Source organism: Kitasatospora terrestris, from assembly GCF_039542905.1.
GTDB classification, from domain to species: Bacteria; Actinomycetota; Actinomycetes; order Streptomycetales; family Streptomycetaceae; genus Kitasatospora; species Kitasatospora terrestris.
Genome location: NZ_BAABIS010000001.1, coordinates 3,412,844 through 3,429,785 on the forward strand (window position 1 = coordinate 3,412,844; position 16,942 = coordinate 3,429,785).

Here is a 16,942-nt window from a genome sequence, read left to right on the forward strand (position 1 = left end):
AACATGGCCAAGAACAAGAACACGGTCGACGAGCAGCCGGCGAAGTCCGGCCTCTTCGAGTACGCCCCGGCGCCCGAGTCGCCGGCCGCCGCGGGTGACATCGCGACCTCCTACGGGCACTTCATCGGCGGCGAGTTCGTCGACTCCTCCGGCAGCGAGGCGCTGAAGACCGTCAACCCGGCCACCGAGCAGGTGCTGGCGTCCTTCGCGCAGGGCACCGACGAGGACGTGGACCGCGCCGTCGCCGCCGCCCGCAAGGCGTTCGCCGACTGGTCGGCGCTGCCGGGCAGCGAGCGCGCCAAGTACCTGTTCCGGATCGCCCGGATCATCCAGGAGCGTTCGCGCGAGCTGGCGGTGCTGGAGTCGATCGACAACGGCAAGCCGATCCGCGAGACCCGCGACGTGGACCTGCCGCTGGTCGCCGCGCACTTCTTCTACTACGCGGGCTGGGCCGACAAGCTGGACTACGCCGGCTACGGCGCCGCCCCGAAGCCGCTGGGCGTGGCCGGCCAGGTCATCCCGTGGAACTTCCCGCTGCTGATGCTGGCGTGGAAGATCGCCCCGGCGCTGGCCACCGGCAACACGGTCGTCCTCAAGCCGGCCGAGACCACCCCGCTGACCGCGCTGCGCTTCGCCGAGATCTGCCGCCAGGCCGGTCTGCCGAAGGGCGTCGTCAACATCGTCACCGGTGACGGCCGGACGGGCGCGGCGCTGACCGCGCACCCGGACGTCAACAAGGTCGCCTTCACCGGCTCCACGCCGGTCGGCCGGGCGATCGCCAAGCAGCTCGCCGGCACCCGCAAGAAGCTCTCGCTGGAGCTCGGCGGCAAGGCCGCCAACATCGTCTTCGACGACGCGCCGCTCGACCAGGCGGTCGAGGGCATCGTCAACGGCATCTTCTTCAACCAGGGCCACGTCTGCTGCGCGGGCTCGCGCCTGCTGGTCCAGGAGTCGATCCAGGACGAGCTGCTGGACGCGCTGAAGCGCCGGATGGGCACCCTGCGGGTCGGCGACCCGCTGGACAAGAACACCGACATCGGCGCGATCAACTCCGCCGAGCAGCTGGCCCGGATCACCGCGCTCACCGAGATCGGCGAGTCCGAGGGCGCCGAGCGCTGGTCGCCGGCCTGCGAGCTGCCGGGCACCGGCTTCTGGTTCAAGCCGACGCTGTTCACCGGCGTCTCCCAGGCGCACCGGATCGCCCAGGAGGAGATCTTCGGCCCGGTGCTGTCGGTGCTGACCTTCCGCACCCCCGCCGAGGCGGTCGAGAAGGCCAACAACACGCCGTACGGCCTCTCCGCCGGCATCTGGACGGAGAAGGGCTCGCGCATCCTCTGGATGGCCAACAAGCTCAAGGCCGGTGTGGTCTGGGCGAACACCTTCAACAAGTTCGACCCGACCTCGCCGTTCGGCGGCTACAAGGAGTCGGGTTACGGCCGCGAGGGTGGCCGCCACGGTCTGGAGGCCTACCTCGATGTCTGATGTCATGCCGCGCCTCGATGTCTTCAAGACCTACAAGCTGTACGTCGGCGGGAAGTTCCCGCGCTCCGAGAGCGGGCGGGTGTACGAGGTGACCGACGCAAAGGGCCAGTGGCTGGCCAACGCCCCGCTCGGCACCCGCAAGGACACCCGGGACGCCGTCCTGGCCGCCCGCGCCGCGGTCAAGGGCTGGGCCGGCACCACCGCGTACAACCGCGGCCAGGTGCTGTACCGGGTCGCCGAGATGCTGCAGGGCCGCCGCGAGCAGTTCACCGCCGAGGTGGCGACGGCCGAGGGCCTGGGCGCCAAGAAGGCGGCCGCGCTGGTGGACGCCGCGATCGACCGCTGGGTCTGGTACGCGGGCTGGACCGACAAGGTCGCGCAGATCGCGGGCGGCGCCAACCCGGTCGCCGGGCCGTTCTTCAACCTGTCCACCCCGGAGCCGACCGGCGTGGTCGGCATCGTGGCGCCGCAGGCCGGCTACGGGTACTCGCTGCTCGGCCTGGTGTCGGTGGTCGCCCCGGCGATCGCCACCGGCAACACCGTCGTGGTCGCGGCCGCCGCCGGCGCGCCGCTGCCGGCGCTGTCGCTGGGCGAGGTGCTGGCCACCTCGGACGTGCCCGGCGGCGTGGTGAACATCCTCTCCGGGAAGACCGCCGACATCGCCCCGACGCTCGCCTCCCACCAGGACGTCAACGCGCTCGACCTGGCCGGGGCGATCGCCGCCGACGGGCCCGGCGCGGCGGCGCAGCTGGAGGCGTCCGCCGCGGATACGCTGAAGCGAGTCGTCCGGCCCCCGGTGGACCCGTCCGCCGCGGACTGGACGGACGCGCCCGGCACCGAGCGCCTGCTCTCCTTCCTGGAGACCAAGACGGTCTGGCACCCGATGGGTATCTGACCCGACCACAGACCGGCCGTCCCACGTGCCCCTACCCCCCCCCGGGGGCCCGGACGGTCTGACGGACCCGCGCCCTCCCCCCTGGTGCGGGTCCGTCCCCCTGTCCGGGCAGCGTCGTCCGGCCGCTGTCGCGAACATCTCGGTCCGCCCGGTATCGCACGGGCCGGGCGATACGTCAGACTGGTGTCTCGTGAGTGACCTCCCGCTGAACCGCCGTACCGCCGCACGTGCCCGCGTCATCCTGCTCTCGGGTCCGTCCGGCTCGGGGAAGTCCTCGCTGGCCGAGCGGACCGGCCTGCCGGTCCTCCAGCTCGACGACTTCTACAAGGACGGCGACGACCCCACCCTCCCGCAGTTCCCGGAGGACGGCGGCACGGACTGGGACTCCCCGCTCTCCTGGCACCGCGAGGACGCGCTCGCCGCCATCCGGCAGCTGGTGGACACCGGCCGCGCCGAGGTCCCGGTCTACTCGATCCCGGACAACGGCCGGGTCGGCACCCACACCCTGGAGCTGGGCGAGGCCCCCGCGTTCATCGCGGAGGGCATCTTCGCCGCCGAGATAGCCGAGCAGTGCCGGGCCGAGCACCTGCTCGGCGACGCGCTGTGCCTGCGCAACCGCCCGCTCACCACCGCCTGGCGCCGCTTCCGCCGCGATGTCCGGGAGGGCCGCAAGTCCGTCCCCTACCTGGTCCGCCGCGGCGTCCGCCTGATGCGCGCCGAGCGGGGCATCGTCGCCCGCCAGGTCGAGCTCGGCGCCTACGCCTGCGACGGCCTGGAGGCCGAGCGCCGGGTGCACGCCGTCGCCCGCCAGGAGGCCCGCGCGCTGCGCGTCTGAGGCCCCCGCGCCGTCCCGCGGCAGCACGACGACGGAACGGACCCGGTGCTTCTCCCCCGCACCGGGTCCGTTCCGTTTGTTCGGGCCGGGTTCCCCCCGCGGCTGCCGGTCCCCCCGAACCGGGTGCCGCCCGAGCCCTTCTTCACCCGTCCCCCGACGGGAGTCCCGTGCCGGCCGTCAGGCGACCAGCTCGCCGAAGGCGTGCACCGTGTCACCGGTGCGGTTGAGCTGCTCGTCCTCGCGCAGCCGGCGCAGCGCGCGCCAGATGGAGCTCTTCACCGTGCCGACGCTGATGCCGAGGATGTCGGCGATCTCCGGGTCGGTGCGGCCCTCGTAGTAGCGCAGGACGAGCATGGTCCGCTGGTTCTCCGGCAGCTTGGCCAGCGCCTGCCAGAGCACGGCGCGCAGCTCGGTGCCGCCCATCGCGTCGGTGTCGCCGGCGGTCTCCGGCAGCTCCTCGGTCGGGTACTCGTTGAGCTTGCGGCGCCGCCAGGCGGAGATGTGCAGGTTGGTCATGGTGCGGCGGAGGTAGCCGCCGACGGCCGCCTTGTCGGTGATCCGGTCCCAGGCGCGGTAGGTGGAGAACAGGGCGCTCTGCAGCAGGTCCTCGGCCTCGTACCGGTCGCCGGTCAGGTGGTAGGCGGTGGCGTAGAGCGCGGCGCGGCGCTCCCGCACGTAGGCGGTGAACTCGACGATGTTGTCGGTCCCGCGGGCGGTCTCGACCGGCGCGGCGAAGGACTCGACGACCGGCTGCGCCACCGGCTCCGCGACCGGCTCGACCACGGCGAGGCCGGGGCGGCGGGTGCGGTTGGTGTGGGTGCAGCCCCGCACGACGACCGAACCGGAGGCCCGGTCGGTGCGCACCTCGAACCGGGTCCGGGCCGAGCCGATGGCTGAACGCGTCGCGGTGCGGTTCATCAGCGTTGCGGTCATCGTGCACCCCCATGATCGGTACGAGCGGTATCTTCCGGTCCCCGTCGCACCGGTGGTGACCTGGTGCGTTGTTCCGGCGACAAGGAAAATCCTGCCCGGTCGACGTCATGGCGGTGTCCGCCGACTGTCACAGCGCTGTCACAAGGCCCGGGACTTTCGTCCACACCGCTGCCACTGGCGCGGACGCACGACGGGAACCGTCCGGTTCCCGGGTTGCTCCGGGTGGGTGCTCCGGAGCTCCGCTTGGGTCAGAATGAGCCCGTGCCTTTCCTGCTTCTGATCGAGGACGACGACGCCATCCGGACCGGCCTCGAACTCGCCCTCACCCGCCAGGGCCACCGCGTGGCCGCCGCCGCCTCGGGCGAGGACGGCCTGAAGCTCTTCAAGGAGCAGCGTCCGGACCTGATCGTGCTCGACGTGATGCTGCCCGGCATCGACGGCTTCGAGGTGTGCCGGCGGATCCGCCGCACCGACCAGCTGCCGATCATCCTGCTGACCGCGCGCTCGGACGACATCGACGTGGTGGTCGGCCTGGAGTCCGGGGCGGACGACTACGTGGTCAAGCCGGTGCAGCCGCGTGTGCTGGACGCCCGGATCCGCGCGGTGCTGCGCCGCGGCGAGCGGGAGAGCTCCGACTCCGCCGCCTACGGCAGCCTGGTGATCGACCGTTCGGCGATGACGGTCACCAAGGACGGCCAGGACCTGCAGCTGACCCCGACCGAGCTGCGGCTGCTGCTGGAGCTGAGCCGCCGCCCGGGGCAGGCGCTCTCCCGGCAGCAACTGCTGCGGCTGGTCTGGGAGCACGACTACCTGGGCGACTCCCGGCTGGTCGACGCGTGCGTGCAGCGGCTGCGGGCGAAGGTCGAGGAGGTGCCCTCGGCGCCGACTCTGATCCGCACCGTGCGCGGCGTGGGGTACCGTCTGGACCCGCCCGCGTAACTTTCCGAGCCCTGCGAGTTGTTGGTGACCGACCTGTCTGCTCCGCACCGTCCGCGCGCCGGGGCGCGCCGTCGGCTGCGCTCCCTGCGGGTGCGCCTGATCGCGGTGTTCGCCGTGGTGGCGCTGGTCACCGCGGTGTCCGCGTCCGGGATCGCGTACTGGCTGAACCGGGACGCGGTCCTCAAGCGCGCCCAGGACACCGCGTTGAACGACTTCCGGGTGTCGCTCACCCGGAACGTCTCCGCGCTGCCGCTCGACGCCTCCTGCCAGGAGCTGGCCAACCTCGCCGTGCAGGTCGCGAGTTCGGGCCTGAACTACGACGTGGTGGTGGTCGACGAGGCGCACCCGGAGTGCGTGGCCTCCTCCGACCCGGGCCGCTTCACCACCGCGCAGGTCCCCGGCCCGCTGGCCACCCAGGTGGGTCGGCCGCGGGAGATCGGTCCGGGCAACCCGTACGTCTACCACCTGTACTGGCAGCGGGTGAACCTGGACGGCCCGTACGTGGTCGGCGGGACGAAGGTGGTGCCGACCGGGCCGACCGCCTACATGTTCAAGTCGCTGCAGAACGAGCGGGCCGATCTCAACACCCTGGGCTGGTCGTTGGCGATCGCCACCCTGCTCGCGCTGATCGGCTCGGCGCTGCTGGCGCAGGCCGCGTCGGCCACCGTGCTGCGGCCGGTCAAGCGGCTGGGCGAGGCCGCCCGACGGCTCGGCGAGGGCGAGCTGGACACCCGGCTGGAGGTCGAGGGCGGCGACGAACTCGCCGACCTGGCAAGGACCTTCAACCGGGCCGCGGAGTCGCTGTCGGAGCAGGTCGCGGAGTTGAGCGCGCGCGAGGCGCAGTCCCGGCGGTTCGTCGCCGACATGTCGCACGAGCTGCGCACCCCGCTGACCGCGATGACGGCCGTCACCGACATCCTGGAGGACGAGGCCGACGCGCTGGACCCGATGATCGAGCCGGCCGTCCGGCTGGTGGTCAGCGAGACCCGGCGGCTGTCCGACCTGGTGGAGAACCTGATGGAGGTCACCCGCTTCGACGCGGGCACCGCCAAGCTGGTCGCCGACGAGGTGGACATCGCCGACCTGATCATGTCCTGCATCGACGGGCGCGCCTGGTACGACGCGGTGGAGGTGGACGCGCCCCGCGGGGTCCTCGCCGTGGTCGACCCGCGCCGCCTGGACGTGGTCTTCGCCAACCTGATCGGCAACGCGCTCAAGCACGGCGGCTCGCCGGTGCGGGTGAGGGTCCGGGAGGCCGACGGCTCGGTGGTGGTCCAGGTCTCCGACAGCGGACCCGGCATCCCGGAGGACGTGCTGCCGCACGTCTTCGACCGGTTCTACAAGGCCGACAAGGGCCGGGCCCGCTCCGAGGGCAGCGGCCTGGGCCTGTCCATCGCGATGGCCAACGCGCAGATACACGGCGGCACCATCACCGCCGCCAACGGGCCGCAGGGCGGCGCGGTGTTCACCCTGGTCCTGCCGCTCACCCCGCCCACCACCGACCCGGACCGGGCCGAGAACCCGAAGGAGGGCACCCAGTGACCCCCGGCCGCGCCCTCCCGATCGCCGTCCTCGCCCTGCTGGCCCTGGCCGGCTGCGGGATCCGCCCGACCGCCGTGCCGGTGGACGCGGGCGCCCCCGCCAGCCGGACGGCCTGCCCCAACCCGGTCCAGGTCCCCAGCGTGGCCACCAGCGCGGCGCCGACCCCGGTCCCGTCCGTGGCGCCGCCCGGGACGGCCGCGCCCGGCGAGAGCGGCGGCGTCCCGTCCGCCGACCCCGCGGTCACCGCCGCCACCACGCCGGCCGGCAAGACGCCCGGCCCGCCGAAGTCCCCGGCTCCGGTGTTCAGCGCCTCCCCCAGCCCGTCCGGCAGCCGCTGCCCCTGACCGGCGCGCACCGACCGGCGCGCCCGTGCCCCGGTGCGCGACGGCGCCCGGTGGCCGGGCGACCGGCATCCGGGTGACGCGGTCACCGGTGGGAACCGGCCGGAAGCGGACCGCGTCCTCCGGTACGTGCACCGACATGGCACCACCGCGCGTACCGGCGTTCCGACCGGCGACCGACCAGCGGGACCGGGAGCGTCCCGACCGCTGCGAACGACGGCACGGGTCCTGCTGGCGCTCCACCTGCTGCTGCTCGGCTGGCTGACGCTCCGCCCGCTGTCGGTGAGCTGGACCTACCCGGCCAACCTGACCCCGCTCGCCTCGGTCGAGCAGGCGCTGGCCACCCGCGGTCTCGCCGGTGCCGTCCAGCTCGCCTCCGGACTGCTGCCGCTGGCCCCGGTCGGGGTGCTGCTGCCGCTGGCCGGCGGGCGGCTGCGGGTGTCCTGGTTCCCGTCCCTGCTGCGCACCACGGGCACGGCGGCGCTGCTGGCCACCGGGCTGGAGATCCTCGGCGGCTCGGTGCCCGGCCACGTCCTGAACGTGGACGACATCCTGCTGGGCACCCTCGGCGCGGCCCTCGCCCACCTGGCGCTGGTCCCGGCGGTCCGGGCCGCGCTGCTGCACCGCCGCGGACGCGCGGCCCACGTCCCGGCGGCCCCCGTCCCGGTGGCGGACGCCCCGGCAGACGGCCGGGGCCGGTCCCGCGGGCGGCGCTCGGCACTGCCCGCGGGACCGGCCCCGTCGTTCACCGGGCTCAGCCCTTCAGGTACTTCGCCGCGTCGATGACCTGCGCGGCCGCGGGAGCGGTGACGGTGACCGGCTGCTGGAAGTCGGAGAACGTCATCGTGCTGGGCTCCTTGCCGGTGATGGAGAGCTGCAGCAGGTAGGGCTCGCCCTCGGCGGCGAAGGCGACCTCGGACTTCTCGCCGTCGGCCGCGTCGGTGACCACGACCGCCTTGAGGGAGCCGACCTGCTTCGGCGCGCCCTTGACCGCACCGGCGGTGTCGTCGGTGCCGTCGTCGTTCTTGCCGACCTTCTTCAGCGACTCCAGGCCGAGGTCGCAGAAGGTGGCGAGGTCCTTGAGGCGCGGGCCGTTCGCGTCGCCCGCCAGGTACTTGCCGGCCCCGGCCTTGGCCGCCTCCGGAGCGATGACCTGCCAGAACTTGGCGTCGGGCTTCAGCCAGATCTTGCCGCCGGTGCGCAGCAGGTCGAAGCTGCCCTTGTCGCCGTAGGTGACCTGGCCGACGCAGTTGCCGGTGGCGTCCTGGGCGACCGCGCCGGTGAGGTGGAGGCCCTCGCTGGTGAGATCGAAGGTGAGCTTCACCGAGGTGGCCCTGGCGCTGGCCTCCTGGCCCTTCTTGATGATCTCGGCGGCGGTGAGGTCGCCGAGCGCGGGGGCCTTGCTCGGGGCCGCGGCGGCGCTCTGGGCGGCGGCGTCGGTGCTCTTCTTCGCGTCGGTCGGGCCGCAGGCGGTGAGGCCGGCCAGGGCGGCGGAGCAGACGAGGGTGGCGGCGAGGAGCCGGGGTGCGTGCATGGTGCGGGGTGTCCTTGCGGTGGTACCTGGTGCCCCGGGGGTGCGGGGCAGGCGGAGTCTGGCAGTCCGGGGGTGCCCCGCCGGTCGCCGGGGCCCGCCGCTTTACGAAGCCTTTGCCCTCGGGCCGGGGTGCGGGGCGGAGTGTCAGGGACCGTCCCTGACTCGTCCCTGAGGGCGGGGTCGGCCTGCCCGGTGATACCTCGGGGGTGCGGATCGGCATGTGGGCTGACGATCGCGCGGGCCGCCGCCGGGAGTATGGAGTCATGCCCACCGGAGAGTCCGGACGGGGCCAACACCTCGGAGTGACCGATGAGTTCGCTTGCCCGCCCCCGCCACAACCGCGTCATCGCCGGCGTCTGCGCCGGGCTCGCCAAGCGCTTCGGCATGACGCCGTGGACCGTCCGGATCCTGTTCCTGCTCTCCTGCCTGCTGCCCGGCCCGCAGTTCCTGATCTACCTCGCGCTGTGGCTGCTCCTCCCCCAGGAGCCGTGACCCGCCCGGGAGGCGGTCCGCCCGGGAGTGGCCGGGAACGGGTCGAGGGCCGCTGCCGCGCACGTCGCGCGGCAGCGGCCCTCGGCCCGTTGTGCGGGGAGCGGGCGTCAGCCGCCGAGGCCCGGCAGCGACGGGGCGCCGCCGCCGGTCGGGCTCAGCCCGCTGAGGGTGCCGACCACGCCGCCGACCGGGGTCTTGGCCAGGCCCTGGCCGCCGGGGACCGAGTCCAGGCCGCCGACGCGGTTGGCGGCGGCGGGAGCGTCCGGCATGGCGGGCATCGCGGCGGCCGGGTCGGCGAGCTGCGCCTGCGCGGCCGGGGCCTGCTCGACGGGAGCCTGCGCGGCCGGCGCCTCGGCGGCGGGGGCCTGGGCAGCGGGAGCCTGCGCGGCCGGGGCCTGCGCGGCCGGGGCCTGGGCAGCCGGTGCCTGGGCGGCCGGCGCCGGGGCCAGCGGAGCGGCCACGTCCGGGTTGAGCGTGCCGGCCACCTGGGTGACCTGGTCGCCGCCGGGGACCTTGGCGACCGCGCCGGTCGCGGCACCGGTCAGGCCGGGGTTGGTCAGCGCGCTGGTCGGCAGTCCGAGACCGCCCGGGGCGGCGGCCGAGGCGGAACCCGCGGCAACGACGGCGATCGCGGCGCCCAGCGCAGCCGTACCGGCGGCCTTCAGAGTGGCCTGCTTCATGTGTGCGTCCTCGAGTCCTGGTCGGGCCCCGGCGTTCGGACGGCGCCTGGGACGCCGCCGTCACGCCGAGTCATCAATGACTGGCCCACCGTAGTGACAAGCGAGCACGCGGATCAAAGACGCGTCACTCCCAGGACTGAATAGTCGGATGAGCGTCGGGCTCTCGGCGACAGCCCGACGCCCCTCCGGTCCGGGTCAGGCGCGCGGGCTGAAGAGCCACTCCGCCTTGAGTTCGGCGTAGCCGGGCTTGATCACGTCGCTGATCATCGCGAGCCGCTCGTCGAAGGGCAGGAACGCGGACTTCATTGCGTTCACCGTGAACCACTCCATGTCGCCCAGGGTGTAGCCGAAGGCGTCCACCAGGTGCTGGAACTCCTGGCTCACGCTGGTGCCGCTCATCAGCCGGTTGTCGGTGTTGACGGTGACTCGGAACTTCAGCCGGCTGAGCATCCCGATCGGGTGCTCGGCGTACGAACTCGCGGCGCCGGTCTGCAGGTTGGAGGTCGGGCACATCTCCAGCGGGATCCGCTTGTCGCGCACGTACGCGGCCAGCCGGCCGAGCCGGACGGTGCCGTCCTCGGCGACCGTGATGTCGTCGACGATCCGCACGCCGTGGCCGAGCCGGTCGGCGCCGCAGCACTGCAGGGCCTCCCAGATCGACGGCAGGCCGAACGCCTCGCCCGCGTGGATGGTGAAGTGGTTGTTCTCGCCCTTGAGGTAGTCGAAGGCGGCCTGGTGGCGGGTGGGGGGGTAGCCCGCCTCGGCGCCGGCGATGTCGAAGCCGACCACACCCTGGTCGCGGTGGCGGTTGGCGAGCTCGGCGATCTCCTGGGAGCGGGCGGCGTGCCGCATCGCGGTCAGCAGGGTGCCGACCCGGATCCGGTTGCCCTGGGCCCGGGCGTTGGCCTCGCCGAGGCGGAAGCCCTCGTTGACCGCCTCCACCACCTGGTCGAGGGTGAGGCCGCCCTCCAGGTGCTGCTCGGGGGCGTACCGCACCTCGGCGTAGACCACGCCGTCGGCGGCCAGGTCCTCGGCGCAGTCGGCGGCGACCTTGACCAGTGCCTCGCGGGTCTGCATCACGGCACAGGTGTGCGCGAAGGTCTCCAGGTAGCGGACCAGCGAGCCGGAGTCGGCGGCCTCCCGGAACCAGACGCCGAGCTCCTTCGGGTCGGTGGTGGGCAGGCCCTCGTAGCCGCAGGCCGCGGCCAGTTCGACGATGGTCTCGGGGCGGAGCCCGCCGTCCAGGTGGTCGTGCAGGAGCACCTTGGGGGCGCGGACGATCTGCTCGGGGGTGGGAATGCGCGGGGCTGCGGTGCCCGCGGTGGCAGGGATCTGCTTCTCCATTGCGAGAGTGTAGCTCCTACGCGCGTAGATTCCCACTCGCCACACCACCCTCGCCTCATGTCGGAAAATTCCGACGCTTGACCTGTCGGAAATCTCCGACGTATCGTCGGGCCGTGGCCACCGACGTCTTCAGCGCCCTCGCCAACCCCGTCCGCCGCCGCCTGCTCGACGCCCTGCTCGACGGGCCGCGCGCCGCCGGCGACCTGGCCGGACGCTTCGAGCTCAGCCGCCCCGCCGTCTCCGAACACCTCCAGGTCCTCCGCCAGGCCGGCCTGGTCCGCGAGGAGCCCCGCGGACGGCAGCGCTACTACCACCTCGACCCCGCGCCACTCGCCCAGGTCGGCGCCTGGCTGCACCCCTTCGAGCACTACTGGCGCGGCCGGCTCACCGCCCTCGCCGACCTGCTCGACGCCGAACCGACCCCCACCGAGAAGGACACCCCCGCATGACCGGGCCCCGCCCCACCATCGAGCTCGACCGCTTCCTCCCGCACCCGCCCGCCAAGGTCTGGCGCGCCCTCACCGACCCCGGGACGCACGCCCGCTGGTGGGCCGCAGGCGACGTCCGCGCCGAGGTCGGCCACCGCTTCACCCTCGACATGGGACCGTGGGGCGAACAGCCCTGCGAGGTGCTCGCCGTCGAACCCGAGCGCCTGCTCCGCTACTCCTTCGCCGAGGGCACCCTCGACACCACCCTCACCTGGCGGCTCGTCCCCGAAGGCACCGGCACCCGCCTGCTGCTCGAACACGCCGGCTTCGACCTGGACTCCCCGCTGGGCCGCAGCGCCCTCGACGGCATGGGCCACGGCTGGCCGCACGTCCTCGACCGGCTGGCCGCGACCCTCGCCGAGTGACGCCCCGGGCGCCCTCCCCGCACAGGGTCGGAGCCCGTATACGGTGCGGCGCCTCGGCCGGTACAGCCCGACCTCCCCGCCGCCGTCCGCACGCCCCGGCCGGCGCGCCGGTGAACCCGACACCCCGCAGCGCGGTAGTCGCCTCCGGCCGGGCCCGCGCGCAAGGAGCCACCCCCGGGCCCGCACGCAGCGCGACGGACACCCTCCCGCCAGGCAGCGCGCAGCACAAAAGCGCCCCCACCGAGCCCGCACGCAGCGCGACGGACACCCTCCCGCCAGGCAGCGCGCAGCGCAGAAGTAACCCGCCGGGCAACGCGCAGCACGACGGCCCCACGGCGCGCAGCGCAAAAGGCGTCCCGCCGGGCCCGCGCGCAGCGCGGTTGCCTTCGCGCGGCCGCCGGTCAGTCGTGGTCGAGGAGGCGGCCGCGGCGGGAGAGGACGAAGTCGCGGAAGGCCGTCGCCGGAGGCGTGAGCGGGCGGCCGGCCACCCAGGCCAGGCCGATCGCGCGGCGGGTGCGCGGGGCGGTGACCTCCAGTTCCACCACGCCCGGCCGCGGCACCAGCGCGGGCGGCAGCAGCGCCACCCCCAGCCCGGCCGCCACCAGGCCCCGCAGGGTCTCCGCCTCCTCCCCCTCGAACGCGATCCGCGGCACGAACCCCGCCTCCGCGCAGAAGCCGTCGGTGATCACCCGCAGCCCGTACCCCTCCTCCACCGCGACCCACGGCTCCCGCGCGACCTCCGCGAGCCGGATCCGGCGGCGACCGGCGAGCCGGTGGTCGGCGGGGACGACCAGGTGCAGCCGCTGCTCGTCGAGCGGTCGGGCGACCAGGTCGGGGGCGTCCGGCACCGGGGAGACCAGGCAGAGGTCCAGCTCCCCGGCGCGCAGCCGTTCCAGCATCGCGGCGACGTAGTCCTGCACCAGCTGGAACCTCACCCGCGGGTGCTCGCTGCGAAAGCCCCGCAGCAGCGCGGGCACCGCGTCCGTCCCCATGGTGTGCAGGAAGCCGAACGCCACCCGCCCCGCCGCCGGGTCGGCCTCCGCCCGGGCGGCGTCCGCGCCGCGTTCCAGTTCGGCGAGGGCCCGCTCGACCGAGCCGAGCAGCAGCCGGCCGGCCCGGGTCAGCCGTACGGTGCGCCCCTGACGGGCCAGCAGGTCGACGCCGAGCTCGGCCTCCAGCCGGGCGACCGCCCGGGAGAGGGTGGGCTGCGGCATGCCGAGCAGCTGGGCCGCCTGCGTCACGTGCTCCAGTCGGGCGACCGCCGCGAACTCGGCCAACAGCGGTGCGAGGCGGGTCACGTCGGCCTCCGGGCCGAGCTCGGCGAGGCGGACCGGCTGCGAGCTGCTCTCATACGTCACGGTATGGATCTTCCATCATCCATGCATTGGACGCATCAACGACGCGGGTCCTACGTTCGATCCATGCAGCCCTCCAGTACCGGGGCGCCCGCCGGAGCGGGCGCCTCCACCCCGTCGTCCCCGCCCTCGGAAACCGACCTGCGCCACCGTCCGGGCGACCGCGCGTTCCGCCGCGCCAACCTGGCACTGTTCGCCGCCGGTGTGGCCACCTTCGTCCTGCTGTACTCCACCCAGGGCCTGCTGCCGATCCTCTCGGCCGACCTCGACCTGACGCCCGGCCAGGCCGCGTGGACCGCCTCCGCCGCCACCCTCGGCCTCGCCCTCGCCCTGCTCCCGGCCAGCGCGCTCTCCGACCGGTACGGCCGCACCGCGGTGATGACCGCCTCCACCGTCGCCGCCTCCGGCATCGCGCTGCTGCTGCCCCTCGCGCCGAACCTCACCACCCTGGTGGTGCTGCGCGCCGTCCAGGGCGCCGCGCTCGCCGGACTGCCCGCCACCGCGATGGCGTACCTCGCCGAGGAGATCCACCCGAGCGCGCTCGCCTCCGCGATGGGCCTGTACGTGGCCGGCAACTCGATCGGCGGCATGGGCGGCCGGCTGGTCTCCGGCTGGGCGGCCGCCGCCTGGGGCTGGCGCTGGGGGCTCGCGGTCTCCGCCGCGCTCGCCCTGCTCGCCGCGCTCGCCTTCCGGCTGCTCATCCCCCGCGCCCGCAACTTCCGGCCCGTCCCGGTGGACGCCCGCGCCCTCGCCCGCACCGTCGGCACGCACCTGCGCAACCCGCTGCTGCTGCGCCTGTACGCCCTCGGGATGCTCTTCATGGCGGTCTTCGGCGCCGTCTACAACACGGTCGGCTACCGGCTGACCTCGGCGCCCTTCAACCTGCCGCAGTCGCTCGCCGCCTCGATCTTCGTCGTCTACCTGGTCGGCACCGCGTCCTCCGCCTCCGCCGGGCGCCTCACCGCACGGCTCGGCCGCCGCGGCACCCTGTACGTGGCCATCGGCACCACCGGCGCCGGCCTGCTGCTCTCGCTGGCCGGCTCGCTGGCCGCCGCGCTGCTCGGCCTGGTCCTGATCACCGCCGGATTCTTCGCCGGCCACGCGACCGCCTCCTCGGCCGTCGGCCGCACCGCCACCCACGGCCGCGCCCAGGCCTCCGCGCTCTACCTGATCGCCTACTACCTCGGCAACAGCCTCGGCGGCACCCTCGGCGCCGACGCCTACCACTCCTCCGGCTGGGACGGCGCCGCCGCGGTCGGCCTCACCGCGATGACCCTCGCCGCCGCCGTCACCCTCTACGCCACCCACCGCGCCCACCACGCGACCGTCCGGCCCCGGCCCGTCCGTGGCTAGACTCCGGACATGAGCATCGACCCTGCTGTGTACGCCCGGTTGCGCGAGATCGCCGACCAGCTCCCGCAGGTGCCCGGGATAGGGAAGATCGAGATCGCCGAGGGCGAGATCGTCATGATGATGTCGCCCGTGAGTCGTCACGAGCTCGCTGTGGTCCGGATCGCCCGACAGCTCAACAGTCAGATCGAGAGGACCCATCCGGGCCACATCGCACACGGCGGTGCCGATCTGGAGGATGTCGGCCTCGGCAGGCTGCGCAATCCGGACCTCATGGTGTTCGCGGAGGAAGCCCTCGAAGCCGAAAAACCTGCGCTGCTGCCCCACGAGGTCCTGCTCGTGGTCGAGGTGGTGTCGAAGTCGAACCCGGAGAACGACTACGAGCACAAGGTCCGCGACTACGCCGCCATGGGTATCCCGCTCTACCTCTTGGTCGACCCCCGCAAGGGGACCGGCATCATCCACGACCAGCCCGGCTACACCCTCCGGACACCGTTCGCCTTCGGTGACACGATCACGGTCGGCCCGTGGACCGTCGACACCAGCGTCCTGCTGACCTACGCCTGAGCCGTGCACAGCTGGATCGGCGGAACCGACTTCGGGCGCTACGTCCCGCTGCCCGAGGCCGCGGTGCCCACGTGGGGCGGGGAGGCCGCCGACGAGTGGACCGGCGAGTACGCGGCCGCGTTCGAGCTGCCGGGGCACGGCGACGTCGTGTCCCTCGGTGGCGAGCCGCTGTCGGTCACCTGGCTGCCCGGGGTGTCGGCGTTCGCCCGCTGGTACTCGGCGGACGACGACGGGGGTCTGGTGGCCGCCGTCGACCCGCTCCGGGACGAGCCGGGGTGGGAGGACGTCCGCACCGTCGAGCTCGCACCCGGCCGGTACCGGCTGCAGTCGCGCACCCTGGTCACCGCCACCGGCGACGAGTTCCTACTGGACCGCCTGCTGCCCGTCCGATCCACGCGCCGACGGCCGCACCCCCGCTCCGGGGGCACGGCCGTCCGTACGCGGCGTGTCAGGCGATGCGGTCGAGGACGATCGGGTCGGCGGTGAAGGCGGTGCCGGCCGGGCTGACGGTGATGCCGGTGGTCAGCGCCTCCAGCGCGTAGTCGAAGCGCTCGGGGGTGTCGGTGTGCAGGGTGAGCAGCGGCTGGCCGGCGGTCACCTCGGCACCGGGCTTGGCGTGGATCTCGACGCCGGCGCCGGCCTGGACGGGGTCCTCCTTGCGGGCGCGGCCGGCGCCGAGGCGCCAGGCGCAGACGCCGACGGCGTAGGCGTCGAGTTCGGTGAGGACGCCGCTCGCGGGGGCGGTGACGACGTGCTGCTCGCGGGCGACGGGGAGGGTGGCGTCGGGGTCGCCGCCCTGGGCGGCGATCATGCGGCGCCAGTGGTCCATGGCGGAGCCGTCGCGCAGGGCGTCGGCGGGGTCCTTGCCGTGGACGCCGGCAGCGGCGAGCATCTCGCGGGCGAGCGCGAGGGTGAGCTCGACGACGTCGGCGGGGCCGCCGCCGGCGAGGACCTCGACGGACTCGCGGACTTCGAGCGCGTTGCCGGCGGTGAGGCCGAGCGGCACGGACATGTCGGTGAGCAGGGCGACGGTGTTGACGCCGGCGCTGTTGCCGAGGCCGACCATGGTGCGGGCGAGTTCGCGGGCGTCGTCGAGGTTCTTCATGAAGGCGCCGCTGCCGACCTTGACGTCCAGCACGAGGGCGCCCGTACCCTCGGCGATCTTCTTGGACATGATCGAGGAGGCGATCAGCGGGATGGCCTCGACGGTGCCGGTGACGTCGCGGAGGGCGTAGAGCTTCTTGTCGGCGGGGGCGAGGCCGTCGCCGGCGGCGCAGATGACGGCGCCGGTGGTGCGCAGGACGTCCATCATCTCGTCGTTGGAGAGCAGGGCCCGCCAGCCGGGGATGGATTCGAGCTTGTCGAGGGTGCCGCCGGTGTGGCCGAGGCCGCGGCCGGAGAGCTGCGGGACGGCGGCGCCGCAGGCGGCGACGAGCGGGGCGAGCGGGAGGGTGATCTTGTCGCCGACGCCGCCCGTCGAGTGCTTGTCGGCGGTGGGGACGCCGAGGGCGGTGAAGTCCATCCGCTCGCCGGAGCGGATCATGGCGTCGGTCCAGCGGCTGATCTCGCGCGGGTTCATGCCGTTGAGCAGGATCGCCATGGCGAGGGCGGACATCTGCTCGTCGGCGACCTCGCCGCGGGTGTAGGCGTCGATCACCCAGTCGATCTGCGGATCGGTCAGTTCGCCGCGGTCGCGCTTGGTCCTGATGACGGAGATGGCGTCCATGGTGTTGTTCTCTCCCGGAGGGTGGGTCAGAAATGCGTAGAGTGCCGCGGGATGTCCTGCTCTCCCGCGACACT

At 73.8% G+C, this 16,942-nt stretch carries 19 protein-coding genes; 13 read left to right on the plus strand and 6 right to left on the minus strand.

Annotated features, from left to right (window positions below; genetic code table 11):
* The first annotated feature begins 3 nt into the window (after nt 1-3).
* The 3 genes from ABEB06_RS15520 (at nt 4) to ABEB06_RS15530 (ending at nt 3,212) form a co-directional block, all read left to right on the plus strand.
* Nucleotides 4-1,482, plus strand: coding sequence for an aldehyde dehydrogenase family protein (locus tag ABEB06_RS15520; protein WP_345697448.1), 1,479 nt, complete (start codon nt 4-6; stop codon nt 1,480-1,482).
* On the plus strand, nt 1,475-2,377 hold the full coding sequence (locus ABEB06_RS15525) for an aldehyde dehydrogenase family protein (RefSeq protein WP_345697449.1): 903 nt from the start codon (nt 1,475-1,477) through the stop codon (nt 2,375-2,377). Before ABEB06_RS15520 ends, ABEB06_RS15525 begins: the two co-directional genes overlap by 8 nt.
* A gap of 190 nt (nt 2,378-2,567) precedes the next feature.
* Complete coding sequence (locus ABEB06_RS15530; protein ID WP_345697450.1) at nt 2,568-3,212, plus strand: ATP-binding protein; 645 nt, start codon at nt 2,568-2,570, stop codon at nt 3,210-3,212.
* 177 nt (nt 3,213-3,389) lie between these two features.
* On the opposite strand, the gene ABEB06_RS15535 is transcribed toward ABEB06_RS15530, so the two are convergent.
* Nucleotides 3,390-4,145, minus strand: coding sequence for a SigE family RNA polymerase sigma factor (locus ABEB06_RS15535; protein ID WP_345697451.1), 756 nt, complete (start codon nt 4,143-4,145; stop codon nt 3,390-3,392).
* A 261-nt stretch (nt 4,146-4,406) separates the two neighbouring features.
* Between ABEB06_RS15535 and ABEB06_RS15540 the strand changes: the two genes are divergently transcribed.
* From ABEB06_RS15540 to ABEB06_RS15555, 4 genes are all read left to right on the plus strand, one after another.
* Nucleotides 4,407-5,084, plus strand: coding sequence for a response regulator (locus ABEB06_RS15540; protein WP_345697452.1), 678 nt, complete (start codon nt 4,407-4,409; stop codon nt 5,082-5,084).
* 33 nt (nt 5,085-5,117) lie between these two features.
* Nucleotides 5,118-6,626 carry an ATP-binding protein gene (locus ABEB06_RS15545; protein WP_425559775.1) on the plus strand — a complete coding sequence of 503 codons (1,509 nt, stop codon included), beginning with the start codon at nt 5,118-5,120 and terminating at the stop codon, nt 6,624-6,626.
* Entirely contained in the window at nt 6,623-6,970 is a 348-nt protein-coding gene (locus ABEB06_RS15550) for a hypothetical protein (protein WP_345697454.1), read from the plus strand. Before ABEB06_RS15545 ends, ABEB06_RS15550 begins: the two co-directional genes overlap by 4 nt.
* 126 nt (nt 6,971-7,096) lie before the next feature.
* On the plus strand, nt 7,097-7,753 hold the full coding sequence (locus ABEB06_RS15555; RefSeq protein WP_345697455.1) for a VanZ family protein: 657 nt from the start codon (nt 7,097-7,099) through the stop codon (nt 7,751-7,753).
* On the opposite strand, the gene ABEB06_RS15560 is transcribed toward ABEB06_RS15555, so the two are convergent.
* Nucleotides 7,722-8,501, minus strand: a complete 780-nt coding sequence (locus ABEB06_RS15560; RefSeq protein WP_345697456.1) for a hypothetical protein — start codon at nt 8,499-8,501, stop codon at nt 7,722-7,724. The two genes, ABEB06_RS15555 and ABEB06_RS15560, sit on opposite strands and share 32 nt — an antisense overlap.
* Before the next feature lie 309 nt (nt 8,502-8,810).
* On the opposite strand from ABEB06_RS15560, the gene ABEB06_RS15565 reads away from it, so the two are divergent.
* Complete coding sequence (locus ABEB06_RS15565) at nt 8,811-8,993, plus strand: PspC domain-containing protein (protein ID WP_345697457.1); 183 nt, start codon at nt 8,811-8,813, stop codon at nt 8,991-8,993.
* A 107-nt stretch (nt 8,994-9,100) separates the two neighbouring features.
* Here the strand turns inward: ABEB06_RS15565 and ABEB06_RS15570 are convergent, their stop codons facing one another.
* Together ABEB06_RS15570 and ABEB06_RS15575 are read right to left on the minus strand one after the other, a co-directional pair.
* Nucleotides 9,101-9,673, minus strand: a complete 573-nt coding sequence (locus ABEB06_RS15570; protein ID WP_345697458.1) for a hypothetical protein — start codon at nt 9,671-9,673, stop codon at nt 9,101-9,103.
* Between the two features lie 195 nt (nt 9,674-9,868).
* Nucleotides 9,869-11,017: an adenosine deaminase gene (locus tag ABEB06_RS15575; protein WP_345697459.1), complete on the minus strand. Its 1,149-nt coding sequence runs from the start codon at nt 11,015-11,017 to the stop codon at nt 9,869-9,871.
* Between the two features lie 113 nt (nt 11,018-11,130).
* Between ABEB06_RS15575 and ABEB06_RS15580 the strand changes: the two genes are divergently transcribed.
* Complete coding sequence (locus tag ABEB06_RS15580) at nt 11,131-11,466, plus strand: ArsR/SmtB family transcription factor (RefSeq protein WP_345697460.1); 336 nt, start codon at nt 11,131-11,133, stop codon at nt 11,464-11,466.
* Nucleotides 11,463-11,870, plus strand: coding sequence for an SRPBCC family protein (locus ABEB06_RS15585; RefSeq protein ID WP_345697461.1), 408 nt, complete (start codon nt 11,463-11,465; stop codon nt 11,868-11,870). The genes ABEB06_RS15580 and ABEB06_RS15585 overlap by 4 nt, the downstream gene beginning before the upstream one ends.
* A 401-nt stretch (nt 11,871-12,271) precedes the next feature.
* On the opposite strand, the gene ABEB06_RS15590 is transcribed toward ABEB06_RS15585, so the two are convergent.
* Nucleotides 12,272-13,228, minus strand: coding sequence for a LysR family transcriptional regulator (locus ABEB06_RS15590; protein WP_345697462.1), 957 nt, complete (start codon nt 13,226-13,228; stop codon nt 12,272-12,274).
* A 63-nt stretch (nt 13,229-13,291) separates the two neighbouring features.
* Between ABEB06_RS15590 and ABEB06_RS15595 the strand changes: the two genes are divergently transcribed.
* Genes ABEB06_RS15595 through ABEB06_RS15605 form a run of 3 tightly spaced genes read left to right on the plus strand, consistent with a single transcriptional unit; the run spans nt 13,292 to nt 15,628 of the window.
* Nucleotides 13,292-14,578, plus strand: coding sequence for an MFS transporter (locus tag ABEB06_RS15595; RefSeq protein WP_345697463.1), 1,287 nt, complete (start codon nt 13,292-13,294; stop codon nt 14,576-14,578).
* A 9-nt stretch (nt 14,579-14,587) separates the two neighbouring features.
* Entirely contained in the window at nt 14,588-15,142 is a 555-nt protein-coding gene (locus ABEB06_RS15600) for a Uma2 family endonuclease (RefSeq protein WP_345697464.1), read from the plus strand.
* A gap of 3 nt (nt 15,143-15,145) precedes the next feature.
* Nucleotides 15,146-15,628 (plus strand): hypothetical protein, encoded by a 483-nt coding sequence (locus ABEB06_RS15605; RefSeq protein ID WP_345697465.1) that lies wholly within the window; start codon nt 15,146-15,148, stop codon nt 15,626-15,628.
* Here the strand turns inward: ABEB06_RS15605 and ABEB06_RS15610 are convergent.
* Nucleotides 15,591-16,868: a thymidine phosphorylase gene (locus ABEB06_RS15610; RefSeq protein ID WP_345697466.1), complete on the minus strand. Its 1,278-nt coding sequence runs from the start codon at nt 16,866-16,868 to the stop codon at nt 15,591-15,593. The genes ABEB06_RS15605 and ABEB06_RS15610 overlap by 38 nt on opposite strands.
* Nucleotides 16,869-16,942 lie beyond the last annotated feature (74 nt).